The 22,531-nt window shown below is 72.5% G+C and carries 21 protein-coding genes; 11 read left to right on the forward strand and 10 right to left on the reverse strand.

The features are described from left to right. Positions 1-23 precede the first annotated feature (23 nt). From ACWEGE_RS39090 to ACWEGE_RS39105, 4 genes are read right to left on the reverse strand one after another with little or no spacing between them, the layout of a single operon-like run. Positions 24-1,526 carry a hypothetical protein gene (locus tag ACWEGE_RS39090; protein WP_449665523.1) on the reverse strand — a complete coding sequence of 501 codons (1,503 nt, stop codon included), beginning with the start codon at positions 1,524-1,526 and terminating at the stop codon, positions 24-26. Then, entirely contained in the window at positions 1,523-2,518 is a 996-nt protein-coding gene (locus tag ACWEGE_RS39095; RefSeq protein WP_449665524.1) for a HesA/MoeB/ThiF family protein, read from the reverse strand. The genes ACWEGE_RS39090 and ACWEGE_RS39095 overlap by 4 nt, the downstream gene beginning before the upstream one ends. 3 nt (positions 2,519-2,521) lie before the next feature. After that, positions 2,522-3,085 (reverse strand): hypothetical protein, encoded by a 564-nt coding sequence (locus ACWEGE_RS39100; protein WP_449665525.1) that lies wholly within the window; start codon positions 3,083-3,085, stop codon positions 2,522-2,524. Next, complete coding sequence (locus ACWEGE_RS39105; RefSeq protein WP_449665526.1) at positions 3,082-3,936, reverse strand: CHAT domain-containing protein; 855 nt, start codon at positions 3,934-3,936, stop codon at positions 3,082-3,084. Before ACWEGE_RS39105 ends, ACWEGE_RS39100 begins: the two co-directional genes overlap by 4 nt. Before the next feature lie 246 nt (positions 3,937-4,182). On the opposite strand from ACWEGE_RS39105, the gene ACWEGE_RS39110 reads away from it, so the two are divergent. From ACWEGE_RS39110 to ACWEGE_RS39130, 5 genes are read left to right on the forward strand one after another with little or no spacing between them, the layout of a single operon-like run. Then, positions 4,183-5,259 carry a hypothetical protein gene (locus ACWEGE_RS39110; RefSeq protein WP_449665527.1) on the forward strand — a complete coding sequence of 359 codons (1,077 nt, stop codon included), beginning with the start codon at positions 4,183-4,185 and terminating at the stop codon, positions 5,257-5,259. Continuing rightward, a complete protein-coding gene (locus ACWEGE_RS39115; RefSeq protein WP_449665528.1) occupies positions 5,256-6,296 on the forward strand; it encodes a TRAFAC clade GTPase domain-containing protein in 1,041 nt (346 codons plus the stop codon). Before ACWEGE_RS39110 ends, ACWEGE_RS39115 begins: the two co-directional genes overlap by 4 nt. Next, positions 6,293-7,948: a hypothetical protein gene (locus ACWEGE_RS39120; protein ID WP_449665529.1), complete on the forward strand. Its 1,656-nt coding sequence runs from the start codon at positions 6,293-6,295 to the stop codon at positions 7,946-7,948. The genes ACWEGE_RS39115 and ACWEGE_RS39120 overlap by 4 nt, the downstream gene beginning before the upstream one ends. After that, a complete protein-coding gene (locus tag ACWEGE_RS39125) occupies positions 7,945-8,967 on the forward strand; it encodes a hypothetical protein (RefSeq protein ID WP_449665530.1) in 1,023 nt (340 codons plus the stop codon). The genes ACWEGE_RS39120 and ACWEGE_RS39125 overlap by 4 nt, the downstream gene beginning before the upstream one ends. Then, positions 8,967-9,425 (forward strand): hypothetical protein, encoded by a 459-nt coding sequence (locus tag ACWEGE_RS39130; RefSeq protein ID WP_449665531.1) that lies wholly within the window; start codon positions 8,967-8,969, stop codon positions 9,423-9,425. Before ACWEGE_RS39125 ends, ACWEGE_RS39130 begins: the two co-directional genes overlap by 1 nt. Before the next feature lie 220 nt (positions 9,426-9,645). On the opposite strand, the gene ACWEGE_RS39135 is transcribed toward ACWEGE_RS39130, so the two are convergent. The 3 genes from ACWEGE_RS39135 to ACWEGE_RS39145 all read right to left on the reverse strand — a co-directional run bounded on the left by ACWEGE_RS39135 (position 9,646) and on the right by ACWEGE_RS39145 (position 13,997). After that, positions 9,646-10,155 (reverse strand): hypothetical protein, encoded by a 510-nt coding sequence (locus tag ACWEGE_RS39135; RefSeq protein ID WP_449665532.1) that lies wholly within the window; start codon positions 10,153-10,155, stop codon positions 9,646-9,648. A gap of 98 nt (positions 10,156-10,253) precedes the next feature. Continuing rightward, entirely contained in the window at positions 10,254-13,187 is a 2,934-nt protein-coding gene (locus ACWEGE_RS39140; protein WP_449665533.1) for a BTAD domain-containing putative transcriptional regulator, read from the reverse strand. A 105-nt stretch (positions 13,188-13,292) separates the two neighbouring features. After that, on the reverse strand, positions 13,293-13,997 hold the full coding sequence (locus ACWEGE_RS39145) for a DJ-1/PfpI family protein (protein WP_449665534.1): 705 nt from the start codon (positions 13,995-13,997) through the stop codon (positions 13,293-13,295). A 98-nt stretch (positions 13,998-14,095) separates the two neighbouring features. Between ACWEGE_RS39145 and ACWEGE_RS39150 the strand changes: the two genes are divergently transcribed. Beyond that, the gene (locus ACWEGE_RS39150; RefSeq protein ID WP_449665535.1) at positions 14,096-15,073 is read left to right on the forward strand and encodes a GlxA family transcriptional regulator; all 978 of its coding nucleotides are present in this window, start codon (positions 14,096-14,098) and stop codon (positions 15,071-15,073) included. Between the two features lie 96 nt (positions 15,074-15,169). After that, complete coding sequence (locus ACWEGE_RS39155; protein ID WP_449665536.1) at positions 15,170-16,816, forward strand: YibE/F family protein; 1,647 nt, start codon at positions 15,170-15,172, stop codon at positions 16,814-16,816. Here ACWEGE_RS39155 and ACWEGE_RS39160 read toward each other — a convergent pair. Both ACWEGE_RS39160 and ACWEGE_RS39165 read right to left on the reverse strand, forming a co-directional pair. Continuing rightward, positions 16,788-17,417 (reverse strand): hypothetical protein, encoded by a 630-nt coding sequence (locus tag ACWEGE_RS39160; protein ID WP_449665537.1) that lies wholly within the window; start codon positions 17,415-17,417, stop codon positions 16,788-16,790. The two genes, ACWEGE_RS39155 and ACWEGE_RS39160, sit on opposite strands and share 29 nt — an antisense overlap. After that, positions 17,414-17,986: an MBL fold metallo-hydrolase gene (locus ACWEGE_RS39165; protein ID WP_449665538.1), complete on the reverse strand. Its 573-nt coding sequence runs from the start codon at positions 17,984-17,986 to the stop codon at positions 17,414-17,416. Before ACWEGE_RS39165 ends, ACWEGE_RS39160 begins: the two co-directional genes overlap by 4 nt. A 148-nt stretch (positions 17,987-18,134) precedes the next feature. On the opposite strand from ACWEGE_RS39165, the gene ACWEGE_RS39170 reads away from it, so the two are divergent. From ACWEGE_RS39170 to ACWEGE_RS39180, 3 genes are all read left to right on the forward strand, one after another. After that, positions 18,135-19,010: a peptidylprolyl isomerase gene (locus tag ACWEGE_RS39170; protein WP_449665539.1), complete on the forward strand. Its 876-nt coding sequence runs from the start codon at positions 18,135-18,137 to the stop codon at positions 19,008-19,010. A 148-nt stretch (positions 19,011-19,158) separates the two neighbouring features. Further along, positions 19,159-19,971, forward strand: coding sequence for a LysM peptidoglycan-binding domain-containing protein (locus ACWEGE_RS39175; protein ID WP_449665540.1), 813 nt, complete (start codon positions 19,159-19,161; stop codon positions 19,969-19,971). A gap of 95 nt (positions 19,972-20,066) precedes the next feature. Next, positions 20,067-20,645, forward strand: coding sequence for a hypothetical protein (locus ACWEGE_RS39180; protein WP_449665541.1), 579 nt, complete (start codon positions 20,067-20,069; stop codon positions 20,643-20,645). On the opposite strand, the gene ACWEGE_RS39185 is transcribed toward ACWEGE_RS39180, so the two are convergent. Next, on the reverse strand, positions 20,632-21,411 hold the full coding sequence (locus ACWEGE_RS39185) for an enoyl-CoA hydratase/isomerase family protein (RefSeq protein ID WP_449665542.1): 780 nt from the start codon (positions 21,409-21,411) through the stop codon (positions 20,632-20,634). The genes ACWEGE_RS39180 and ACWEGE_RS39185 overlap by 14 nt on opposite strands. A 74-nt stretch (positions 21,412-21,485) precedes the next feature. Here ACWEGE_RS39185 and ACWEGE_RS39190 point away from each other — a divergent pair, with 74 nt between their 5' ends. Further along, complete coding sequence (locus tag ACWEGE_RS39190) at positions 21,486-22,319, forward strand: alpha/beta fold hydrolase (RefSeq protein ID WP_449665543.1); 834 nt, start codon at positions 21,486-21,488, stop codon at positions 22,317-22,319. Positions 22,320-22,531 lie beyond the last annotated feature (212 nt).

Below are 22,531 nucleotides of genomic sequence, written 5' to 3' on the forward strand. Positions count from 1 at the left end.
GCGCACGCCGGACGGCGGCTCGCTCACTGCCCCTCCGCCGTCTGCCGGTCGGCCAGCAAGCTCAGCCAGAGGGCCGGGGTGGCACGCTTCTCGTCCTCGCGTTCGGTGGTCTCCCGCATCGGCGGCCCGCCGATGGACTGGATCAGCTCCTGGCCGGGTGCCGTGCGGGCCCACAGCGCGGCGGCCGGGTCGGGGTAGGTGGACGCGTCCACCACGTCGTAGTTGCGGTACGTGCCGATGTCGATCAGCAGCTGGCAGAGGTAGCCGAAGTCCAGGTCCGGCCGGTAGCCGTCCATCAGCGGGCCGAGGCAGACCATGCCGGGGCGGACGCCCGGCATCGGCAACCGCCAGATGTTCGGGTGGAACACCTTCGTCTGCCAGACCACGAACGGCGCCACGACCGGGAACATCACCGGCAGGTACATGGCGAAGCGGTGGAAGTCGATCGGGACCGGCCGCAGTTCTTCCCACGGCAGCGCCCGGTAGTCCTCCAGGCTGATGTTCTCCGTGCCGGCCAGGAACTCCGCCAGGTCCTCCGGCGGTGCCAGGCCGGGTCCCTCCAGCTCGAACGTGATCTGGTTGGGCAGGTCCTCGTTGTCGTAGTCGGCGATCATGAACTCCGCGTGGCCGGCCGCGAACCGGCGGATCTGCGCGCGCATCCGCAGCTGGGCCTCCATCCGCTGCTCGGGGGAGATGTTCCCGGCGACCACCTTGGTGCCCACCCGCAGCTTGTCCTTGTCCCTGACGTGGTTTTCGTGCAACGTCTTGTCCGGATCGAGCCGCTCCCTGCCTTGCTCGGTTTCCCAGTCGATGACCGTGTTCACCGTCCCGCCGGACTGGTCGTTCATGGCGCGCGTCTGGGCGACGATCGCCGTCGCCACGTCCGCCGGCGTCATGGTGGCCGGCACGGACTGCAGCAGGTACGGCGTGGTGTCCGGGCCGTACACGGTGAGCTCGCTGTAGAGGTACGGGCGGAAGTTGTACTTTTCGTAGATCACCTGGATCTTCGCGCCCGGCGCGTACGTCTGGATGATCTCCTGGAGCTGCTGCTGCAGGCGCGCAGCGTTGTCCCCCGGATCCGGGATGGCCACCGAGCACTGCTGTTTGGAGACGTACAGCAGCTCGGCGTTGACCGAGCCGAGCTGGTTGCGGACCTCCTGGAGGAACTCGTCCGGCAGGTCGGCGCCGACCAGGGTGAGCGTGGGGGTCGGCCCCTTGTCAGGCACCTGTGACGTCGGCGTGGCCGCCGACGGCGGCAGCTGCGCCCCGGACCACTTCGCCTGCATCGCCTGGATGTCCGGGTTGCCCACGAACGTTTCCGCGGTCTGGGCGATCAGGCTGGGGAGCGTGTCCGGCTGGCCGAGGCCCAGCTCCATCTGCTGAATGGCGGTCGTCCAGAACGAGTTGGCGTCGGTGAACTGGGGAATCAGGTGGTTGGGGAAGCCGATCTGGATGAGCACCGACCTCGCGGTCGGCCCCTCGAAGTACAGCTGTGACATCAGTCGGGCGACTTCCGGGTGCTTCATCCAGGGGCTTCTTTCGTGAGTTCCAGGTATCTGACGTCGCCGGGCGGCCGGACGACAGGGAGGATCTCCCCCGGTGGGACCCCGACGTCGGCGAGGGCCGCGTCCGGGTCGGCGGCGGTGAGCGCGGTCGGGCCGAGGGGGTCGTCCGGGACGACCGACTGCCACGCGAGCGCCTGCTCGCCGGGCTGGACCAGGGCGAGCACCTCGGCGACCCGGGCGCCGGAGCCCAGCCCGGTCACCGTGATCCGGTCCGGCGGCAGCCGCTCGTGGCACGGGCAGCCGGGATCACGGCGCAGCACGACCGGACGGGACTCGCCGCCGACCGGGTCGAGCCGGACCGCACCGGCCGCGACCGGCAGGCCGAACAGCAGCCGGATGGCGGCGGTCGTCTGCCACGCGGCGGTCAGCGCCGACACCGGAGCGGACGCTCCCACGTGCCGCGGCGGGTCGGCGCAAGCCACGTGCCAGTCGGTCAGCGCGCGTTCGGCGGGCGTGCACCCGCAGGCGAAACACGCGCCGCCGGAAGGGAAGTAGCGGACTTCGCCGCCCCACGGGTACGTGCCGGCATCGAGCATGCCGGAACCCGCCAAGTTGCACCGGCTCGCCAGCGCGATCCGGTCGGCGACGCTGTCCAGGCAGCTGAGCACCAGGTCGGCGGAGCGCAGCTCGGCGAGCCCGACGCCGTTGCGGAAGTCGGCGGCCCGGGCGGTCACCACGAGTTCCGGCTCGCGAGCACGCAGCGCGCCGGCGACGGCCGCCACCTTGGGCCGGCCGACGTCGGCCGCGACGAACAGCGCGCCCCGGCTGAGGTTCGAGACCTCCACCACGTCCGGGTCGCACAGCAGCAACCGGCCGACCCCGGCCTGGGCGAGCAGCCGCGCCGCCTCGGAGCCGACCGCGCCGACACCGACCACCACCACGGACGCCGTCGTCAACGTCTCCTGGCGCCAGTCGGGGATGAGCGCGTGCCGCGCGTGCCGCTCGGTCAGCACCCGTCACCCCAGCTTCCGGAAGCTGGTCGGGCAGCGCGACAGCGGCCCGTTCGCGATCCACGCGTCGTAGCAGTCGTTGCCCCGGCCGGGATCGCGGTGCACGCCCAGCCGGCACTGCGGATCGTCCGGGCTGCAGGGGCACAGCACGGCCATCTCGTACGGGCGGAACGTCTTGCTGCAGAACGCGCAGTGCAGCCGTGGCCGGACCGCGACCAGCAGCGGGTGGCCGGGCAGCAGCCGTTCGGTGTGCATCCCGGCCGGCGGCGGGTTGGCCCGGTCGAGCGCGTTGTGGAAGACCTGTGCGCGGGCGTCACCGGTGGTTTCGCCATCGCCCGAGACCTGGTGTGAGCACGGCAGCGCGGTGCTGTGGTGGCGGACCACCAGGGGCGGGCCGTACCGGACGAAGACCGGGTCGCCCTGCCGGAAGGTGTGGCCGCACTCGTCGCAGTAGTCGGCCAGCCAGACCGAGTCGGTCGTCGTCGTCGCCGGGCCGTCGCCGCCGGTGTTGATCGGGTCGCGCCCGCGGCGGCGGCCGCGCTCGAACCGGCGCACCAGGTCGTCGGTCATCCCGGCTCTCCCGCCGCAACGGGGAAGGAGACGAACATGAAGCCGTCGGTGTCGCACTCGGCGAGACCCGCTTCGGCCCGCCCGGCCCGGTAGGCCTTGGCCACCGGCAACCCCTCGTTGATCGCCGTGTAGAAGCCACGAGCGAAGGCCATCGCGCAGTCGTCCTTGACCGCGGTGACCGAGCCGGCCACCGCGCGGGTCGCGCCCCGGAAGGCTTCCGCGTTCGCGCCGGTGAAGCAGCTGTTCAGCACCACGCAGTCGAGCGGCCCATCGGTGACCGCGATGATCGCCTGGGCCAGCCGGTCCAAACCGACGAAGGCGGCGCCGCCCCGGTCGTCTTCGAACAGCAGATCGCCGTCGATCGTGCCGTGCCCCGCGAAATGCAGGATCCGCGGCCGCTCGCGCACGATGGCCCGGATGATGTCGGTGACGCGCACCGCGTGCCGCATGGTCACGTCGATGCGCCCCTGGTCGTCGATCAGGCCCATCAGCCGGGCCTCCCGGTCGATCCGGATCTTCGACGTCCGCACCGGGTCGGCGAACAGGCACAGCACGGACGTCCGCTCCGGCGCGCTCGCCGCCGGGGCACCCGCTTGTCCCAGCAACGCCGACAGCTGCGTGTTCCCCGGGTGGTCTTTCGCGGCCGCGGTGAGCAGCCGTGCGGTGCCGTTCTCGACGATGCCGTTGCTGAGCCGGAGTATCACCGGCGGCCAGAACGTCGCAGCCGAGTGGAACTCGGGAATCTGCGCCTGCTGGTACCCGATACCCATGAGCAACGAGCGGGCGTTGGGCGCGTCGAAGTAGAGATCCCGCATCACTTCGATGATCTTGTTCGTCACATTGTCCGGCACTACCGACCTCATCCTCGGTTTCGACGTACCCGATCCATCTGCGTTTATACCGACCCACCGGCCAGTCGGCGGAATGCCTCCACGAACGTGTCCAATTTTTGTCAACTGTCCCATCGGGAATCGCTCGCGCCACAATGATCATTACGCCCGAACAGCTTCTTGATCAATCTGGGACGCCGTTCGAGCGTACTCAATGGCCCTGTATCCTCAAACACCGAACCCGGAACCGCCGAGCGAGGATGGCCGATGGTGGAAGAGCGGATCTCCCTTGTGCCGTCTCGCGGGCTCGCCCGAGCCGCCGTGCCTTACGTGATCGATTTCAATGGTCAACGACGGCAAATGGGTGGCATCGGGTACCGGTTGGGTAACAACGCATTCGACGGGCCTGTCGCGCACAAAGTGGCCATTGACACCGTGACGGCCGCGCGGTATCTCCGGCGAGAGCTGGAAGTGGCGAAGTTCCTTGAGACACGTGGCGGTGAACTTCTCTCGAAATGCCGCGGGTACGACTTCACCGGCTCACCGGCGTCGACCGTGGTCACCTATCGCGGCCGGCCGCTGTCCGAACTCGCCCGCGATCCGGAAAAATGGCCACTCGCGCAGCAGCACCGCCGGAAAATCATCGGGGACCTGCTGGCGGGGGTCGAACTGCTGCGTGTGTCCAGCATCGTGCACGGCGCGATCGGCATGGACACGCTGCACTGGGACGGCAGCACCCTGCAGATCGTCGACTTCGGACGGGCCGCGCTGCGCGGCGAGTACCCCGACGGCCGCCCGGCTCACCACGGCGACGACGTCCTCGCGGTCGGCCGCGTCGTCTACCACGTCCACACCGGACAGCCACCGCCGGACGACCCGGCCGAGCTGCGCCGGCAGATCGAGCAGGTGCACGACACCGAACTGCGGGACCTGCTGCTGAACCGGGACCTCGTCGCCGGCGTCGACATCGACTACGTGTTCGCGCCGAGCCCGGACCGTCGCACCACCACCCGCACGCTGCTCAGCCGGCTCGACAAGCGGCCACTCGGCGTGCGACCGGAGAACTTGATCGCCCAGGAGCAGCAGGTCCGCGCGGAATTCCGGGCGTTGCGGGAAAGGCAAGCGCACTTCCGCGCCGAGTACGCGGCGTGGCTGGGCGCGCAACGGCCGATCCGGCTGCCGTCGTTCGGCTCCGCGCAGTACGACCGGCGCCCGTACCCGCCCTACACGCCGCCGTCGCGGGCCCCGTATGCGCTGTCCGGGCCCAGGCTGCGAGCGAGCGGGGTGATCTGGGTGGTCGTCCTCGTGATCGTCGCCGTCGTGCTGTTGGTGATATTCCTGTGAAGAACGTCCACTGCCCGATCTGCCACCGGCAGATCAACTGGAATTCGGCCCCGCCGTACCGGATCGACGAGGGCGGCACGCCCCAGCCGCTCGTGCGCGACCCGCGGGAGAGCGAGGAGTCCTGGCGCGACCGGCTGATCACCGCGTACCGGCCGTGCGGGGAGGTCGGCAGGCCCGGCACCCACCTGCTGCCCTACGACTACGGCGACTACACCCCGATCACGATCGGGATGGTCGGCCACTCGAAGGCCGGCAAAACCCACCTGCTGGCCGCGATGATCCACCGGCTGTGCTCCAACGACACCACACTGGCCGGCCTCGGCCTGCGGGTCGGCGCGCTGGACCTGAACATCCACCGGCGGTACCTGACGAACATCGTCCACCCGTTCATCACCCAGCGGATCGAACTGCCGGCGACCCGGGCGCAGAACGTCGAGTTCTGTGACGCGCTGAAGGTCACCAACGACCGTGGCCAGTCGTTCGCGGTGGTCTTCTTCGACATCGCCGGCGAACAGCTGGTCCGGCCGAACGACGAGGAGGTGCGGTTCTACGCGGCCGCGGACGCGCTGGTGTTCGTGGTCGACCCGGAGTCCCTGCCCCAGCGGCGGAAGGCGGGGACCCCGGACCTGAGCTTCGAAGTGGCGCTGCGCCGGCTGGAGTCCCGGCCCCGGCCGAAGACCGGGGCGATGCTGCCGGTGGCCGCGGCCGTCGTGGTGGCCAAGGCCGACCTGATCCGGTTCCAGGACCGCCTGGTCGGCGACTGGCTCGCGCGGGGCAGCGGCGAGGAGGAGGTGGCGCTGGACACCGTGGAACAGGAAAGCGAGGACGTGTACACGTACCTGAGCCGGCGCGGCGCCCGGCCGTGGCTGCGGCCGGCACAGGAGTGCCACCGCAGCACGTTGCACTTCGTGTCGGCGACCAACGGCCCGGCGTCCGGACAAGTGTTCCGCGGTGCGTTCCGGCAGTGCCGGGTGCTCAAACCGCTGCTGTCCGTGTTCGCCATGACGGGCGTTCTCGACGAGGGGTTGCTGTCATGACAGTCCACCAGATCCGCTACGGCTGGGCATCGTCCACTTTGCTCGGTTCGCGCGGCATGGGTCCGGTCGAGTCGACCCTGCCGGAGAGCGGGCTGAGCGACTGGGATCCGTACCTGCGGGACCACGTGTGGGCGGTGGGTCCGGACGCCGGGTTCACGTTCGTGCAGCTCGGCGACGTCGGGGCGCTGGTGCGGAAGGTACCGGCCGCCGCGGAGGACGGCCGCCCGGGGTCGGCCGCGCACGTGTTGCTGTGCCGGGACCTGTCCCCGAGGACCGCGCTGGGGCTGGCGTCGTGGGGCGGCTGGGACACCCTCGAGCACGGGGTACTGTCCTGGTCCGCGCTGGAGACCAGCGCCCACCACGGCATCCGGAACCTCCGCGCCCGTGCGCGGCGGCTGCCGCCCGACCGGCTCGCGAGCCTGTTCGGGCAGCTGCTGGGCGCGCCGGGGGACTGCTACACGGTGATCGGCGAGTCCGACCCGTTGGCGGTGACCTGCGCACTGGGCGACCTGATCGGCCGCCCTCCGACGTTCGCCAGCGACGAGCCGGACGACAACGGACGTCACCTGCCGACCGCGGTGTTCCTGCGGCACGCCCCGGTGTCGACGACCGCCGCGAGCCGGCGCCGGCTGGTCGCCTCGGCCACCCCGGACGAGACCGACGTCGCGGCGTTCGCCTCGGCGGTCGTCGGCGCCTACGTCACGGACGGCGTCGACGTGGTCAACCGGATTCAGCGGTCACAGCCGCCGGCCACAGTCGACGAGGTCCGCGACTGGGCGGCCGGCGCGCAGTTCGCACCGGGAGTGCTGGCGGACATCACCTGGCTGCCCCGGCTGCACCCGGAGGTGCTGGCCGGTCTGGCCCGCCCGGAGGCGACCGAACTGCTGCGGGCGGCAGCCGGCAGCGCACCGATGACCACGCTCGTCACGACGCTGCAGCAGAACCTGCCGCACGAGGTGATGAAGGTGATCGTGGACGAGGCGCTGCGCAAGGCGTTCGCCGCAGCGGACCGGTCCGAGGTACGCCGCCTCGCCGCGTTGGGGCCGTTCCCGCTGGAGCTGGTGTCCCCGCACGTGCCCCCGAACCTGGACGCGGTGACGTACCTCGCCGGAGACCTGCTCACGGCCCGGGACAAGCAAGTCCTGATCCACCAGGCCGCCGGTTCCCTGGTGTACCCCGAGGTGCTCCGGTGGATCGACGAGCGGTCCGAGACCGACGGGGAAAACGCCCGGTACGTCTACGACTCGCTGTGCCGTTCCCTGTACGAGCGCAAGCGCAAGGTGACGCTGGAGGACATGCGAGCGCTGGTGGCCCGGGGCGCGCTGGAGGAAGCCGTGCGCCGGTTCGCCGGTTCCGAACAGCAGATCTCCGGCTACCTCGTCGAGCACCTGGCCGTGTTGCCGAAGCGCGTCCTGACCCGCGACGTCGTAGCGGACCTCGCCGACCGCGCCGGGCCCGTTCTGCTGCACGCGCTGGACACCGTGCTCGTCGATCCGGCCGGCCGCGAAGTGGTCCACCACCGGATCCGGCTCGGGTACTACCAGGCCCACCACTTGCCCGCGCCCACCGCCGACCCGGGACGCCCGCAGGGCAACGGGGCGCTGCGGTGGCTGTTCCGTCGTCGTCCGTCGAACCCCCGGAAGCTGATGTGACCCGAACTCTGGACGAAATCACCGCTGACCTCAGAAAACTCGCGACGGGGCCGTCCTCCGGCGAAGCGGCCTTGCGCGGCTTGGCCGACCAGCTGGGTCGACCGGAATTCGTCGGGGTGGACCTGACCTCGGCCTACGTCCCGGCGGTCATGCTGCCGGAGGACTCCCCCGCCCTGCGCCGGCTCGCGGGATTCCTGGAGCTGTCCCGGGACGTGCTGATCTTCGTGCCGGTCATCTACACCTGGCTGAAGATCGCCGCAGCCCTGGTGGCGTACAGCAGCTATCCGGGCAACGCGCCGTTTCTGCTGGCCTGGCAACAGGGGTTCGGCAACCGGACAGAACCGCTGTCGTCGTCCGCCGGCGTGGTGGCGAACGTCGTCATCGCCGTGGTCGCGCTCACCGTGGTGGCCCACTGGGTCCGTGGCCACTACGACCGGAGAGTCCAGGCGCGACAGCAACGGCTCGCACTCCTGCTCGCCGAGGCGACCGTCGCGCTCACCCAGGCCGCGGGCCGGGAGACGGCCGGGGTCTCCCACGGCGATCTCAAGGCGATCGGCAAAGCGATCGCGCTCAGCTCGGCCAAGCTTCAGGAGGCGCTGGCCAAGAGCAGCGGCGACATCGTCTCCGCGGTGAACGCCAACCCCGGCAGCAAGCTGCACGACATGTTCGAGCAGTGGACGGCGGCCGCCAAGGAACTGAGCAGCCTCGGCACGCGGCTGTCGGACACCCAGGAGACGATCAAGCAGCTGCGCGAGACCGAGCTCGCGCTGACCACCCTGGCCGGCCAAGTCGGGGAGGAAACCCGGAAGCTGATCGGCGCGCTGGAGGAGGAGCGTTCGCTGTCACGGCACGAAGCGCACGCCCACCACCAGATGGCGACCGAGGTCAGCAACTCCACCAAGTTGCTGGGCGAGTCGCTGACCGGCCTGAACGACCGGTCCGACCAGTTCCAGGAGCTGGTGCTGCGGCTCGCGCACGTGGTCGACCGCCTGGACGGCAATGGGCACGGGGGGTACTGATGAGGCAGAACCGTTCGCGCCTGACCATGCTGGCCGGCTGGCTGTTCGCGGACCTGTTCCTGGTCCTGCTGGTCGCCGGCCTGGCCGTGTTGCCAGGTGGGGCCACGCCACAGCCGATCCCGGTGACGCCATCGCCACGCCCGGTGGGCCTCGATCCCAACCACGTCGACATCACCATCGACTTGTCGCCGAACGCCTACCGCGCCGGCGGCGCCGACACGCTGCTCGGCCTGGTGAACGCCGCGCTCGGCCAGCGGAACCCGGGAAACCGGCAAGTCGGCTTCGTGCTCGTGTTCGCCTCTGACGACGCGGGACATGTCCAGCGGGCCAACGACACCGCGACGGACGTCTACGGGATGCTGCGAGCGCGTTCGCCGGTATTCGCCAACGCGTCCGGGCTTGGCTATTGGAACGGCAACCACAACAACTTCGATTTCAAGGTCTTCATGCTCAACTAGGGCCTGTATCGAAGTCGGCTTGGGCAAGTTGGGCCGGGTCGGTGCTGTCGGGCGTGCCGGTGGCCGAAATAGATGAGGTCTCCGGTGATCGGTTCGTCGACCAAGAAGAACCTGAACACCGGAGACCTCGTGGACACCCCGGCGGCGGGATGCGTGCCGGCGCGCCGTGGCGCCAATGGCTCCGAGCACTACGAAACACGGCCCGGTTGGATTTCGTGGATCAGCAACCGCAGGTGTAGTACGTGATGTCCCAGTGGTTGCCTTCGTCGCAGTAGAGGTTGCCGGAGGGGGCCTTCCACTGCGGGTAGCCGTCGCCGCGCAGGCCGGCGTAGCCGAAGCTGTTCTTGATGTAGGCGTCGATGCAGCTGTTGTGCGAGATGTCCACCTTGTAGCCGTTCCAGTGGCTGTAGGTGCCGGACGCGTGCCCGGTCTCGGTCCCGCCGGTGATGTTGATCGCGCAGCCGCTGGCCCGCTTCAGCGTGATGACCCCGCTCACCGTGCTCTGGTTGATCTGCTCGTAGGACGTGCACGTCGAGTTGTTGCGGTCGGTGCAGCCGCCGCTCGACGAATGCGTGACCCCGGCCGCGGACAGCTGCGACGCGGCCTGCGCCTGGGTGAGCTTGGTGACCTGCTCGGTCGCCTGTGCGGTGCCGATGGTGGCGAACACCGCCGTCGCCCCGGCGGCGGCCAGTCCCAGCGCCACCCGCGCCAGCATCCGTTGTCCCGGCATGAGCTGTCTCCCTCCGACTTTTCCGATCGCCGTGGAGCCAAATCGGGCCGGCCATAACTTCGCCAAACTCCGGGCGGCGCGCGCGGGCCGGGACGCCGTCAGGTCCTGATCTTCGCCAAGACTTCACGAGTCCGGGCGCGGTCCGGGGAAGTGCTGGTGACGGTGGTGAGCTCGCGCAGCGCACGCAGCTCCCACAGCGGGAACCCGAGCTCCCGGAACAGCCCGGCGGAGGCGCGCAGCAGCCGCTCCGCCTCGACGGCGTCCCCCTCCTCGGCCTGCGTCCGCCCCAGGCCGAGCAGGGCGTACCCGGCGCCGCGGCGGTCGCGCAGCTCGCGGAAGACGTCCAGGGCGAGCAGCAGGTGCCGCCGCGCTCCTGCGGGGTCGCCCGCGCGGCGGCGGGCCTCGGCGAGGCTGCGGTGGGTGTAGGCGGCGGCGTGCCGGTGCCCGATCTGCTCGAACAGCGCCAGCGAACGGGTGAGGAAGCGCTGTCCGCCGGCGACGTCGCCGGCGTCGGTGTGCAGATCGCCGAGGCTGCGCAGGACGTGCGCCTCCCAGTGCCGCTCGCGGGTGCGGACGGCGCCCCCGAGCGCGCCGGACAGCAGGTCGGCCGCCTGGTCCTGACCGCCGTGGCGGCGCAGGACGTCGGCGTAGCGCTTGGCGGCCTGGTCGTGCCCGCGGCCGTCGTCGCATTCGCGGGCGAGCAGCATGCTCACCTCGAAGCTCTCCACCGCCCGCCGCACGTCCCCGATGTCCTCGGCCAGCGATCCGAGCTGCGCCGCCGCGGCCGCCTGCCCGCGGCGGTCCCCGCACTCGCGCAGCAGGGCGAGGGCTTCCCGCAGCTCGGCCTCGGCGGTGCGCGGATCACCGCCGTCGAGGTGGACGTCGGCGAGCGCGGCCAGCACGGCGCCGGTGCCCCGCGGGTCGTCGAGGGCGCGGTAGCGGTGCTCGGCCATGACGAAGTAGTTCCGCGCCCGGTGCCAGTGACCGTGCTGCCAGTGCACCGCGCCCAGGTTGTGCAGCTTTTCGGCTTCCGCGCGCGGGTCTTGACGGCGGCGGGCCGCGGCCAGCCCGAGCACCGAGACGGTGCGGGCGGCGTGCCCGAGCCACGGGGTGCCCGCCAGCGCGGTGCAGGCGTCGGCGAGCCGTTCGGTCAGCTCGTGCCAGCCGTGCGCGCCCGCCAGCCGGACGGTGGCGGCCAGCAGGCCGGTCTCCTCGGCCGGGTCGGCCGCGATCCGCCGGGCGACCGCCGCGTCCGGCCTGGGCAGACCGGGTGCCGGGCGGCCGCGGACGTGTTCGGCGTAGGCGAGCGCGGCCTCACAGGCCCGGCGCAGCGCGCCCCGATCGGCCTCCACCCGGTGCTCGGCCAGCACCAGCCGCACGAACGGCGGCACCGCCCACCGCGGCCCGGCGGGCTCCAGCAGGTGGGCGGCGGTCAGGTCGTCGAGCCGCTCGCGGGCGGCGTCCGGGGACCGGTCGAGCAGGGCCGCCGCGCACCAGTCCGGGACGGCGGTGCCGAACGCGGCGAGCAGCCTCAGCAGCGCGACGTCGGCGCCGCGCAACGCCGACGTCACCGCGGCGCGGACGCCGAGGTCGCCGACGGTCAGTTCGTCGAGCCGGCGGCGGTCGTCGGCGAGCCGCGCGGCGAGGTCGGCGACGCTGCGGCCCGGACGGCTCGCGAGCTTCACCCCGGCGATCCGGACGGCCAGCGCCAGCCCGGCGCAGTGCCGGAGAAGCTCTTGCGCCGCGTCGGGTTCCGCCTGCAGGCGTGGCTCCCCCACGATCGCCGCCAGCAGCGCACGGGCGTCCTCTGTGGACAGTCCGGGCACCGGGATCGCCCTCGCCCCGCACAGCCCGGGCAGCTCCCGGCGCGCGGTGACCAGCGTGGCGCAGCCGGGCCCGCTCGGCAGCAGAGCCCGCACCTGTGCCTCGGACGCGGCGTCCTCGAGCAGCACCAGCAGCCGCCGGTCGGCGGTGTAGCCGCGCCAGAGCCCGGCCAGGCCGGCGCGGTCGGCCAGTTCGGCCGGGGTCGCGCCCAGGCGGCGCAGGAACCCGGTCAGCACCGCGGCCGGCTCGGCCGGCGTCCCGTCCTCGGCGCGCAGCGAAGCGGTCAGCTGGCCGTCGGGGAACCGGCGGCGGGCCCGCCAGGCGGCCTGGACCGCCAGCGCGGACTTGCCGGCCCCGGCGGCGCCGTGCAGCACGACCGGGGCCGGGCCCCGCAGCGCGCGGGCGACGCCGGCGAGTTCGGCCGCACGCCCGGTGAAGTCGGGCACCGCGGGCGGGAGCTGGGCGGGCGGGCCCGGCGTCGTCCACTCGGTGCCCGCGATCCGGCGGTACACCGCGGTGAGGTCGGCCCCCGGCCACACGCCCGCCTCGTCCCACAGCGCCCGGCGGGTCCGGCGCAGCACCTCCAGCGCCGATTCGCGGCGGCCGACGGCACCGAGCGCGGCGGCGAGCCGGGCGGCGAACACCTCGTCCGCGGGCCGGGCGGCGACCACCGGGTCGAGCCGCTCGACCACCGACCGGCCGTCGCCGTCGGCGAGTTCCAGCTCGACCAGCTGCAGCAGCGCGGCCGAGCGCCGGTCCTCCAGCCACAGCTTGTGCGCCTCCAGCAGCGGCCCGCCCGCGATGTCGGCGAACGCGTCGCCGCGCCAGCACGCGAGGGCCCGTTCGAGGGCCCGGCGGCGTTGCGCCCGGTCGTCGGCGCCCGAGGCGAGCAGGGCGAGGAACTCGTCCGCGTCCAGCTCCCCCGGTTCGAGGGCCAGCGCGTACCCGCGCGGCCCGGACCGCAGCCGCTGCCCGGCCTCGGCGGCGCCGAGGCCGGGCGAGAGCGCCTTGCGCAGCTTCGACACGGTGACCTGCACGATCGCCGCGGCGCTCGACGGGGCGCCGTCCGGCCAGAGCTCGTCGACCAGGGTGTCGCGCCCGACGAACCGGCCGGCGCGGGTGAGGAGGACGGCGAGCAGCCGCCGCGGCTGCGCGGCCGAGGGCAGCGGGACGGAGGCCGTCAACGGGCCGAGGACCTGGAACCGCACGGCTACCACACCCCACCCGCGAGATCACCTGATCGAGCGAGCCGAATCTAACCTTCCGGCGCGGCGGCGGAACCCCGCTCACCCGGATGGCCGACGACGTTCGCCTCACACGTGGGCGAGCAGCTTCGCCAGCAGCGCCGGGTTCTCCGCCAGGCCGTCGCGCAGGATGTGCTCCCGCAGCGGCTTCAGGTCGTCGCCGGGCTGGTTCGCCCAGTCCAGCGCGCCCTGGGGCGGCTCGGGGTCGTACTCGACGGCGAACTGGATGTTCGTCGCGACCTGCCGCCCGGCCAGCCGTTCCGCCAGGTGCAGGGCCAGGTCGATGCCCGCCGACACACCGGCCGCGGTGATCACCGGGCCGTCCTCGACCCACCGCCGCGCGACCGGGGTCGCGCCGACGCCGGGCAGCAGGTCCCGGAACATCCAGTGCGTCGTCGCCCGCCTGCCGTCCAGGAGCCCGGCCGCGCCGAGCACGAGCGAGCCGGTGCAGACCGACGTCAGCAGCTCGGCGGTTTCGGCGGCGGTGCGCAGCCAGGAGAGCAGGTGCTCGTCCGCCATCGCGCGCAGCGTCGGCGCGCCGCCGCCGGGCACCAGCACCGCGAAGGGCGACGGCACCTCGTCGAAGGTGTGGCTGGGAGCGATCCGCAGCGGGGTGTCGGTGCCGACGGTGTCGCGCGTGGCGCCGGCCACGACGGTCCGGTAGCGCGGGTCCAGCTGGCCCAGCGCGCTGAGCACCTGCAGCGGGCCGACGAGGTCGAGTGGCGTGAGGCCGGGGTACAGGACGAAGGCGATGGTCTTCCGGTCATCGGTCATGCGGTTCACGGTGGCGGGCGCGCCGGCCGCGGGCGGCGCGGATGTCCGAATTCCTGCGAACCACGTCCGAGCGCCGGTCGGGCTGCTAGCGTTCGATCATGCCAGGCTCACCCAGACGGGTCGCGATCGTCGGTTACGCCGACGCCGAGCTGCTGGACATCGCCTGCCCCGCCGACGTGTTCGACGCCGCCAACCGGCTCGGCGCGCGGCCGCCGTACGAGCTGCAGCTGGCCTCGGTCGACGGCCACGGCATCCGCACCGGTTCCGGGCTGACGCTGCAGCCGCACCTGCGCCTCGACCAGGTGGCGGGCGACCTCGACACGCTGGTCGTCGCGGGCGGCTGGGGCAGCACGGCCGCGGCGGCCGACGAGCGCGTCCTCGCCCACGTCCGGCGGCTGGCCCAGACCAGCCGCCGCATCGCGTCGGTGTGCACGGGCGCGGAGGTGCTCGCGGCGGTCGGGCTGCTCAACGGCCGCCGCGCGACGACGCACTGGCGCTACGCGGCGCGCCTGGCCCGGGACTACCCGTCGGTGACGGTGGACCCGGTGCCGCTGTACGTCCGCCACGGCAACGTCTACACGGCAGCGGGCGTGACGAGCGGGCTGGACCTGACGCTGTCGCTGGTGGAGGCCGACCACGGCCCGTCACTGGCCCGCGAGGCGGCCCGCGCGCTGGTGACGTACCTGCAGCGGCCGGGCAACCAGGCCCAGGTGAGCCTCTTCCTGACCGGGCCGCCGCCGGAGCACCGCGAGGTCCGCGACCTCACGGCGTACATCGCCGAGCACCTCGACGCCGACCTGGGCACGCCGGCCCTGGCGGCCCGGGCGGGCATCAGCACCCGCCAGCTGACCCGGCTGTTCGACGCCCACCTGGGCACGACCCCGAGCCGCTACGTCCGCACGATCCGCACGGAGCAAGCGGCCCGTCTGCTGTCCGGAACGGACCTCCCGCTGGCGACGATCGCCCGCCGCTGCGGCTTCGGCTCCACGGAGACGTTGCGCCAGGCCTTCCTCGACCACTTCGACACCCCGCCGTCGGCCTACCGCCGGGTCCACGTCCGCCAGGCCTACGGCTGAGGCCCCGCCGATCACGCGAGATCGGCGCATCGGGACGAACCGGGCCGTCGGCGGCCCCTCGCGCGGGGTGCCGGATCCCGCTGTCAGGATGTGCGGGTGGACCGCCCCGACCTGGACGACGACGCAACCGGCCCGATTCGCCGGATCACGGACGAGGTGTCCCCTTCCCCGGTCCGCGGCGCGTCCGGAACGCCGGGAACGCCCCGGAAACCCGCCCGCCGCCGCACCGACACGGGTCCGCAGCGCGCCGCCCACTCGGGGGCGCTGCGCCTTCCGGCCGAGAACGGCCGGGCCGAGACCCGGCGCCGCCGCGGCGACACCGGGCCCCAGCCGGTCCAAGCCGACGGCGAGCGCCCCGTCACCCACCGCCGGGACACCGGGCCGCAGCCGATCCCGGGCGACCAACCCGCCTCCCGCCGCCGCGGGGACACCGGGCCGCAGCGAGCCGCCGACGCCCGGCCCCGGCGCAAAGCCGAAACCCCGGAAGTCCCCGCCGACCACGGGCACGGTCATGGACACGGCCACGGCCCCGCCGCCCCGGCGTCCCGGCGGGTCAAGCTCCTGCTGATCTGGCTGCTCGCCCCGCTCGCCCTCGCCACCGTCGTCGGCATGATCGTCCTCTACCCGTGGGGTAAGGCCGCCCCCACCAGCGTCGTCCCGCAGGGCACGCCCGTGCACGCCGACATCCGCGCCACCGCCACCGGTCCCTGCCTCGCCCAGGGCCAGGTCCAGGTCGGCGACCAGAGCGACCCGAACGCGAAACCGTGCCTGACCGTCGAACTCACCATGACCGACGGCCCGGCAGGCGGGAAGCCGCTGCGGCTGACCGTCCCGATCGAGCCCAGCACCCCGCGCTTCGCCGCCGGGGACGCCGTCGTGCTCGCCTACAACAACGGGAACCCGGCCGATCCCGCCAGTTTCCAGCTGGTCGACTTCCAGCGCGGCACCCCGCTGCTCGTGCTGGCCGCCCTGTTCGCCGTCGCCGTGCTCGTGCTGGGGCGGTGGCAGGGCGTCGCCGCGCTCGTGGCGCTCGGGCTCTCCTTCGTCGTCATCGCGCTGTTCATCCTCCCGGCCATCCTCGCCGGGGAAAACCCGCTGGTCGTCGCCATCGCCGGGGCCGGCGCGATCATGTTCATCGCCCTCTACCTGACCCACGGCCTCTCCGCGAGAACCTCCGCCGCCGTGCTCGGCACGCTCGTCAGCCTCGCGCTCATCGGCGTCCTGTCCGCGATCTTCTCCGCCGCTGCCTCGCTCACCGGGCTCGACGACAGCACCTCGACGCTCATCGGCTCGCTCGGCCACGGCATCGACGCGCGCGGGCTGCTGCTCGCAGGCGTCGTGATCGGCGCCCTCGGCGTGCTCGACGACGTCACCGTCACCCAGACCAGCGCGGTCTGGGAGCTCCGCCGCGCCAACCCGGACCTGACCTGGCGCGAGCTCTACAGCTCCGGCCTGCGGATCGGCCGCGACCACGTCGGCTCGGCGGTCAACACCCTCGTGATGGCCTACGCCGGGGCCGCGCTGCCGGTGCTGCTCTACTCGTCGATCTCCGGCGTCGGGCTCGGCGCGCTGCTGGGCAGCGAGGACATCGCGCAGGAGATCATCCGGACGCTGGCCGGCAGCGTCGGCATCGTCGCCGCTGTCCCGGTGACCACCGTCCTGGCCGCGCTGATCGCCTCCCGCGAGCCCGCGGGGCACCTCGCCACGGCGAAGCTCAGTCCAGCGTCGCCACGAACCGGCTGACGGCTTCCATCGTGAAGCGCTGCACGTACTTGTCCGACGGCGCCACCGACGCCAGCCGGTAGAGCGGGCGCTCCGCGACACCGGCCCCGCGGGCCTCGGCCTTCAGCTCGGCGACCAGCAGCTCGCCGAACACGAGGCCGTTCGCCTCGGTGTTGTTCATCAGCGCGTTCGCCAGCTTCCGCAGCTGCACGATGCCCAGCTCGCGCCCGCCCGTCCCGGAGAAGACGGCGAGGTCCACCTTCGCCACCTTGCCGCGCTGGCCGGCGTTGACCAGCAGGCTCACCGTGCGGCTGCCCCGGACGTCGCCGACGACGAGGTCGAGCCGGGTCGCGGTCGTCAAGTCGACCCGGCGCAGCCCCCACGTGCGCACCAGCAGCGTCGAACCCTCCAGCCAGACGCGGCGGCGGATGCTGACCGCCATCACGTACAGCAGCGGCAGGGCGACGACCAGCGCGACGACCAGGCCGGTCACCGTGCCGCCGATCAGGCCGGCGATCCCGCCGAAGGCCGCGGCGACGATCACCACGCCGATCAGGCCCGAGATGCCGCGGCGGCGACGGCCGCGCGGGTCCTCTTCGAACAGCGCGATCCGCTCGGTCATCCGCGGGCCCCCGTCCCGGCGAGGAACGGGTTGCCCGCGCGTTCCCGGCCGATCGTCGTCGCCGGGCCGTGCCCCGGCAGCACCACCGTTTCGTCCGGGAACGCGCCCAGCAGGTCCCGCAGCGCCTCCGCCACGTCCCCGCGGCCGACCGACCCGGCGAACAGCGTGTCGCCGGTCAGCGCGAGCCGGCCGCCCTCGGGCGTCTCCAGGCCCAGCACCACCGAACCCGGGGTGTGGCCCGGCAGGTGCCGGACGTCGACGTCCAGACCCGCGAACGTGCCCGGCGAGAGCGGCACGCTCTCCCCCTCGTACAGCGCCGCGTCACCGGCGTGCAGGTGCAGAGGGACGCGGTGTTCGGCCGACAGCGCGGCGGCCGAGGCGACGTGGTCCGGGTGCCCGTGGGTGGCCAGCAAGGCCGCCGGGACCAGCCGGTGTTCGGCGAGCGCGGCGGCCAGCGGCGCGGCCACCTCCTGCCCCGGATCCACGACCATGCACGGCCCGCCGGCGGCCTCCGCCAGCAGGTAGCAGTTGGCCTGCAGCGGGCCGCTGCCGAACCCGACGACGAGCACCGAACGCCTCCCCGGACTTCCGCGCCGGATGGCGCCGATCACGATCGGGTTGAGACTAGCGGGCCCTGTACATGGTCCTCACAGGCTGTGCCCATACACTGCCGCTACCTCAGACGTGTGACACGAGCGGAAACCTGGAGGGTACGGGGTGGCGACCAACCAGCAGCGCCGCGAAGCTGCGAAGCGCAAGCTCGAGCGGCAGCTCGAGCGCCGATTGGAGCAGCAGAAGCGACGCCGGATGATCGGGGCTGGTGTAGTCGGCGTGGCCGTCCTCGTCGTCGCCGGTGTCGTGGTGTGGATCGTGAGCGCCAACAGCGGCGACAGCACGAACACCGCGGCGTCGTCGTCTTCGGCCGCTCCGCCGCCGACCGACCTCCAGATCCCGACGCAGCGCACCGCGCTGCCGAAGCGGGCCACGGCGTTGCCGAACCCGACGACGTGCGACTTCAAGGCCGACTCGACGGGCAAGGCGCCGAAGAAGGTGAACCCGCCGGACGGCAAGAACGTCCCGTCGACCGGCACGGTGAACGTGACGCTCAAGAGCACCGCGGGCGACATCCCGCTGACGCTCGACCGGGCGCTCGCGCCCTGCGCGGTGCAGAGCTTCGTCAGCCTCGCCAAGCAGAACTTCTACGACGGCACCATGTGCCACCGGCTCGGCACCGAGGGCCTGCAGATGCTGCAGTGCGGTGACCCGGCGGCCACCGGCGACCCGACCACCGACGGCCAGGGCGGCCCCGGTTACACGATGCCGGACGAGGCGTTCCCCGAGATCAAGTACGGGCGCGGCATCCTCGCCATGGCGAAGACGCAGGCCCCGAACTCGGGCGGCAGCCAGTTCTTCATGGTCTACGGCAACGCCGACGGCCTCCCGGCGGACTACTCGGTGTTCGGCAGCATCAGCGACGAGGGCCTCAAGGTGCTCGACGCGGTGGCGAAGGCCGGCATCGGGAACCCGAACCCGCAGGACGGCACCGGAGCGCCGACCAAGCAGGTGAAGTTCACCGGCGTCACCGTTTCCTGACCCGGCTCGCGACAGCCCGTCCCGGACTCGTCCGGGGCGGGCTGTCGTGTGCTCGCCGGGGGCAAGATCTGAACCGCGTCCGCACCGGCCCCGTGTAACAGGGCAACACCGCCGGACCCGCCCGGGTCGACGGGGAGAGGTGCCGGCCATGGTCGAAAACCGGGTTCCCGCGGTCCGCCGCGTCCTCGGGCGGGCCGGTCAGGCCGGCTGCGCCGGTGTCCTCTTCGCCGTGCTCGCCGGTGGTCCCGCGCTCGCGCAGGCCGACCCGCCGCCGCCGGTCAAGTACTACATCGTGCCGCACGCCGACAACCCCCAGGACATCACGCTGTTCAAGATCGCCGAACGCGCGCTCGGCGACGGGCGCCGCTTCCCCGAGATCTTCCGGCTGAACCAAGGGCGGCCGCGGCCGGACGGCACGCCGTTCACCGATCCCGCGGCGATCGAGCCCGGTCAGGTGCTCCAGCTGCCCGACGACGCCACCCCGCAGCCGGGCGTGCAGTTCGGCCCGCTGCCGGCGGCCCCGCCCGCACCGGCTCCCCCGGCGGCACAGCCGGCCACTGCCGAGGAGTCCGGTCTCGGCGTCGGTCCGGCGTCGGCCGTCAGCGGCATCGGCGGCCTGCTGACCGGCCTGCTCGCCGGGCTCTGGTGGCGACGCCGTCCGCAGCTGCTCCCGCCGGCCCCGTTCGAGCCGCCCGAGCGCGACGAGGAGGACTTCGGCGCCGGCTCGGTCAGCGGCACCCTGCCGCTCCCGATCGTGGTCCCCGAACCGCGTCCCGACGTCGTGCTGCGCCCCGAGCCGAAGACCACCGAGCTCGCGATCATCGTGCTCGACACGGCCGAAACCCAGGTGATCGCCGCGGTCCGGCCGGGCTCGCGGTTCCACTTCCGGATCGGCCCCCAGCCGGACTTCGCGGACTCCTCCACCGTGCTCGTGGTCGACGGCGAACGCGACGCGCAGTGACGCCGGGGCGTGCGTGCCGGGTCACTCTGCGCTGAACGGATCAACCGGCGCCGGAACGCTGGCCATCGGGCCGCCGGTCCCGCAATAGTCGTCCCATGACCTGGGATCCGTTCGGCACCGTGGGCAAGGCGCTGTGGATCGGCGGCGCTCCGTGGACCGGGAAGTCCACCGTCGCGCGGCTGCTGGCCGAGCGGCACGGCCTGACGACCTACCACCACGACGACCGGGCCCGGCCCGGCACCCCGCTGCCCGACGACCTCCCGGCGGGCGACCAGCTGACCGCGATGATGGCCGAGTTCGGGCAGCGCTTCCGCTGCGCCCTCGACGGGCTGCGCGCGCTGACCTCGCCTCGCCCGATCGTCGCCGAAGGGCGCGGGCTGCGGCCGGAGCTCGTCGCCCCGCTCGTGGACTCACCGGGCCGGATGGTGGTGCTGGTGCCGACCGAGCTGTTCCGCCAGCACCAGCTCCGGCACCGGCCGGACGGACCCGCGATCCCCCGGCAGCGCACCCGGCTGACGCGCGACCGGATGCTCGCCGCCCACGCCGTGCGGGCGGCGCGGGACCTCGGCATCCGCGTCATCGAGATCGACGGCAGGCTCGACCCGGCCGGCGTGACCGACGTCGTCGCCGAGCACTTCCACGCCTACCTGGACTTCGAGGTCAGCGGAAGGTGAATCGCGGCGGGCGCCGTTCGAGGAACGCGGCGACGCCCTCCGCGTAGTCCTCGCCGTGCAGGGCTTCCGAGCGGATCTCCTCGACTTCGGCGTCCGACGCCTCCTGCCCGGCGACGATCTTTTCGATGATCCGGTTCATCCCGCGGACCGACGCCTGGGAGCGCGAGCAGAGCGTCTCCACGAAGGCCAGCGTCGAAGCTTCGAGGTCCTCGGCCGGGAAGACGTCGTTGAGCAGGCCGATTTCCCGGGCGCGGACGGCGGTGATCAGCTCGCCGGAGAGGAGGAAGTACTTGGCGTGCGCCGGGCCGACGAGCGAGACGAGCTGGCGCGTCGAGTCGAAGTGGTAGACGATGCCGAGCTTCGCCGGGGTGATGCCGAACCGCGCACCTTCGGCGGCGAACCGGAAGTCGCAGGCGACCGAGACCTGGCAGCCACCGCCGATGCAGTTGCCCCGGACCATCGCGACCGACGGCTTGCGCATCGCGGTGAGGGCGGCGACCGCGCTTTCGACGGCCTTGTCGTAGCTCGCGGCACCTTCCGCGGTGGTGCGCAGCTCGCCGAACTCGCTGATGTCGGCGCCGGCCGAGAAGTGCTTGCCCGCACCGGTGATGACCAGCACCTTCAGCGCCGGATCGGCCTCCACCTCGGCGACGACGTCCGGGAGGGCCGACCACATGCCGTAGGTGATGGCGTTCATCTTTTCCGGCCGGGTCAGCGTCAAGCGGGCGACGTCACCGTCGCGCGTCAGGTCGAATCCGTCGGTCATGCACCGCACCCTAACCGCTCGCCCTCAGCGAAACCGGCGGTGTGTGACGCGGTCGGGTGGCTAGTTTGGGGACCATGGCGGCGATCGAGGTGGGCGGGACGGCGTTCGGCTACGACGAAGCGGGAGAGGGGCCCGCGGTCGTGCTGCTGCACGCCGCACTGGGCGACCGCCGGATGTGGGACGCGCAGTTCACCGAGCTCGCCGCCCGCCACCGGGTGATCCGCTACGACCGCCGCGGGTTCGGGGAGACCCGCGGCGAAGCCGGCGAACACGCCCACTACGAGGACCTGCTGGCCCTGCTCGATGCCCGGGGGATCGAGCAGGCCGCGCTGGTCGGGGCGTCGATGGGCGGGGCGTGCGCGCTGGACGCGGCCCTCGCCGCGCCGGAGCGGATCACCCGGCTGGTGCTCCTCGGCTCGGGGATCACCGGACACCCCTGGCCGGACCACATGCAGGCGGACATCGCCCGGCTGACGACCGAGCTCTTCCCCGACGACCGCCTCGCCCGCTACCAGTCCCGCGAGCGCGACATCGATCCGGCGGACGTCCGGGCCATGGCGGAGGCCAACATCCGGTACCTGGTGGCGGGACCCCACCGGGACGTGTCGGCGCTCCCCCGGGAAATGGTGGCACTGGTCCGGGAAATGTGCGAGCAGGTGTACCACCACGACTGGACGGCTCCACAGTGGACGGAACGCATCCCGGACACCCGCCACCGCCTGACGGAGATCACCACCCCGGCGTTGGTGGTGATCGGAACGTCGGACGCACCGGGCTTGGTGGAAGTGTCCACACATCTGGCGAAGTCGTTGCCCCAGGCCGAGTTCATCGAGCTACCCAACACGGGACACCTGCCATCGATGGAGCGCCCAGCCGAGGTGAACGACCTACTGCGTAAGTTCCTTTAGGAAGGTCGCCTCGGCGCCTTTCGACTTAAGAGCTGGGTGGTCATCCCGTCGCCTGAGGCCGTGAAATCACTTTGAGCCGGGCCCGCAACCCACAGACCAACACGAGATGACAGCGCACGCTTGCGGGCCCGGCTCAAAGTGATAGGCCTCAATCAGGCGACGGGATGACCACCCAGCGACCCACCTCCTCCACGTGGGGTGGGAGCGTTAGC

The organism is Amycolatopsis sp. NPDC004747 (assembly GCF_053601335.1).

Coding starts and splice junctions, on each gene's coding strand:
- ACWEGE_RS39185 (WP_449665542.1), bottom strand. CDS start 21,411: ATGACCGACGGATTCGACCTGACGCGCGACGGTGACGTCGCCCGCTTG.
- ACWEGE_RS39100 (WP_449665525.1), bottom strand. CDS start 3,085: ATGACCGACGACCTGGTGCGCCGGTTCGAGCGCGGCCGCCGCCGCGGG.
- ACWEGE_RS39110 (WP_449665527.1), top strand. CDS start 4,183: ATGGTGGAAGAGCGGATCTCCCTTGTGCCGTCTCGCGGGCTCGCCCGA.
- ACWEGE_RS39190 (WP_449665543.1), top strand. CDS start 21,486: ATGGCGGCGATCGAGGTGGGCGGGACGGCGTTCGGCTACGACGAAGCG.
- ACWEGE_RS39145 (WP_449665534.1), bottom strand. CDS start 13,997: ATGACCGATGACCGGAAGACCATCGCCTTCGTCCTGTACCCCGGCCTC.
- ACWEGE_RS39120 (WP_449665529.1), top strand. CDS start 6,293: ATGACAGTCCACCAGATCCGCTACGGCTGGGCATCGTCCACTTTGCTC.
- ACWEGE_RS39160 (WP_449665537.1), bottom strand. CDS start 17,417: ATGACCGAGCGGATCGCGCTGTTCGAAGAGGACCCGCGCGGCCGTCGC.
- ACWEGE_RS39180 (WP_449665541.1), top strand. CDS start 20,067: ATGACCTGGGATCCGTTCGGCACCGTGGGCAAGGCGCTGTGGATCGGC.
- ACWEGE_RS39090 (WP_449665523.1), bottom strand. CDS start 1,526: ATGAAGCACCCGGAAGTCGCCCGACTGATGTCACAGCTGTACTTCGAG.
- ACWEGE_RS39175 (WP_449665540.1), top strand. CDS start 19,159: ATGGTCGAAAACCGGGTTCCCGCGGTCCGCCGCGTCCTCGGGCGGGCC.
- ACWEGE_RS39135 (WP_449665532.1), bottom strand. CDS start 10,155: ATGCCGGGACAACGGATGCTGGCGCGGGTGGCGCTGGGACTGGCCGCC.
- ACWEGE_RS39130 (WP_449665531.1), top strand. CDS start 8,967: ATGAGGCAGAACCGTTCGCGCCTGACCATGCTGGCCGGCTGGCTGTTC.
- ACWEGE_RS39150 (WP_449665535.1), top strand. CDS start 14,096: ATGCCAGGCTCACCCAGACGGGTCGCGATCGTCGGTTACGCCGACGCC.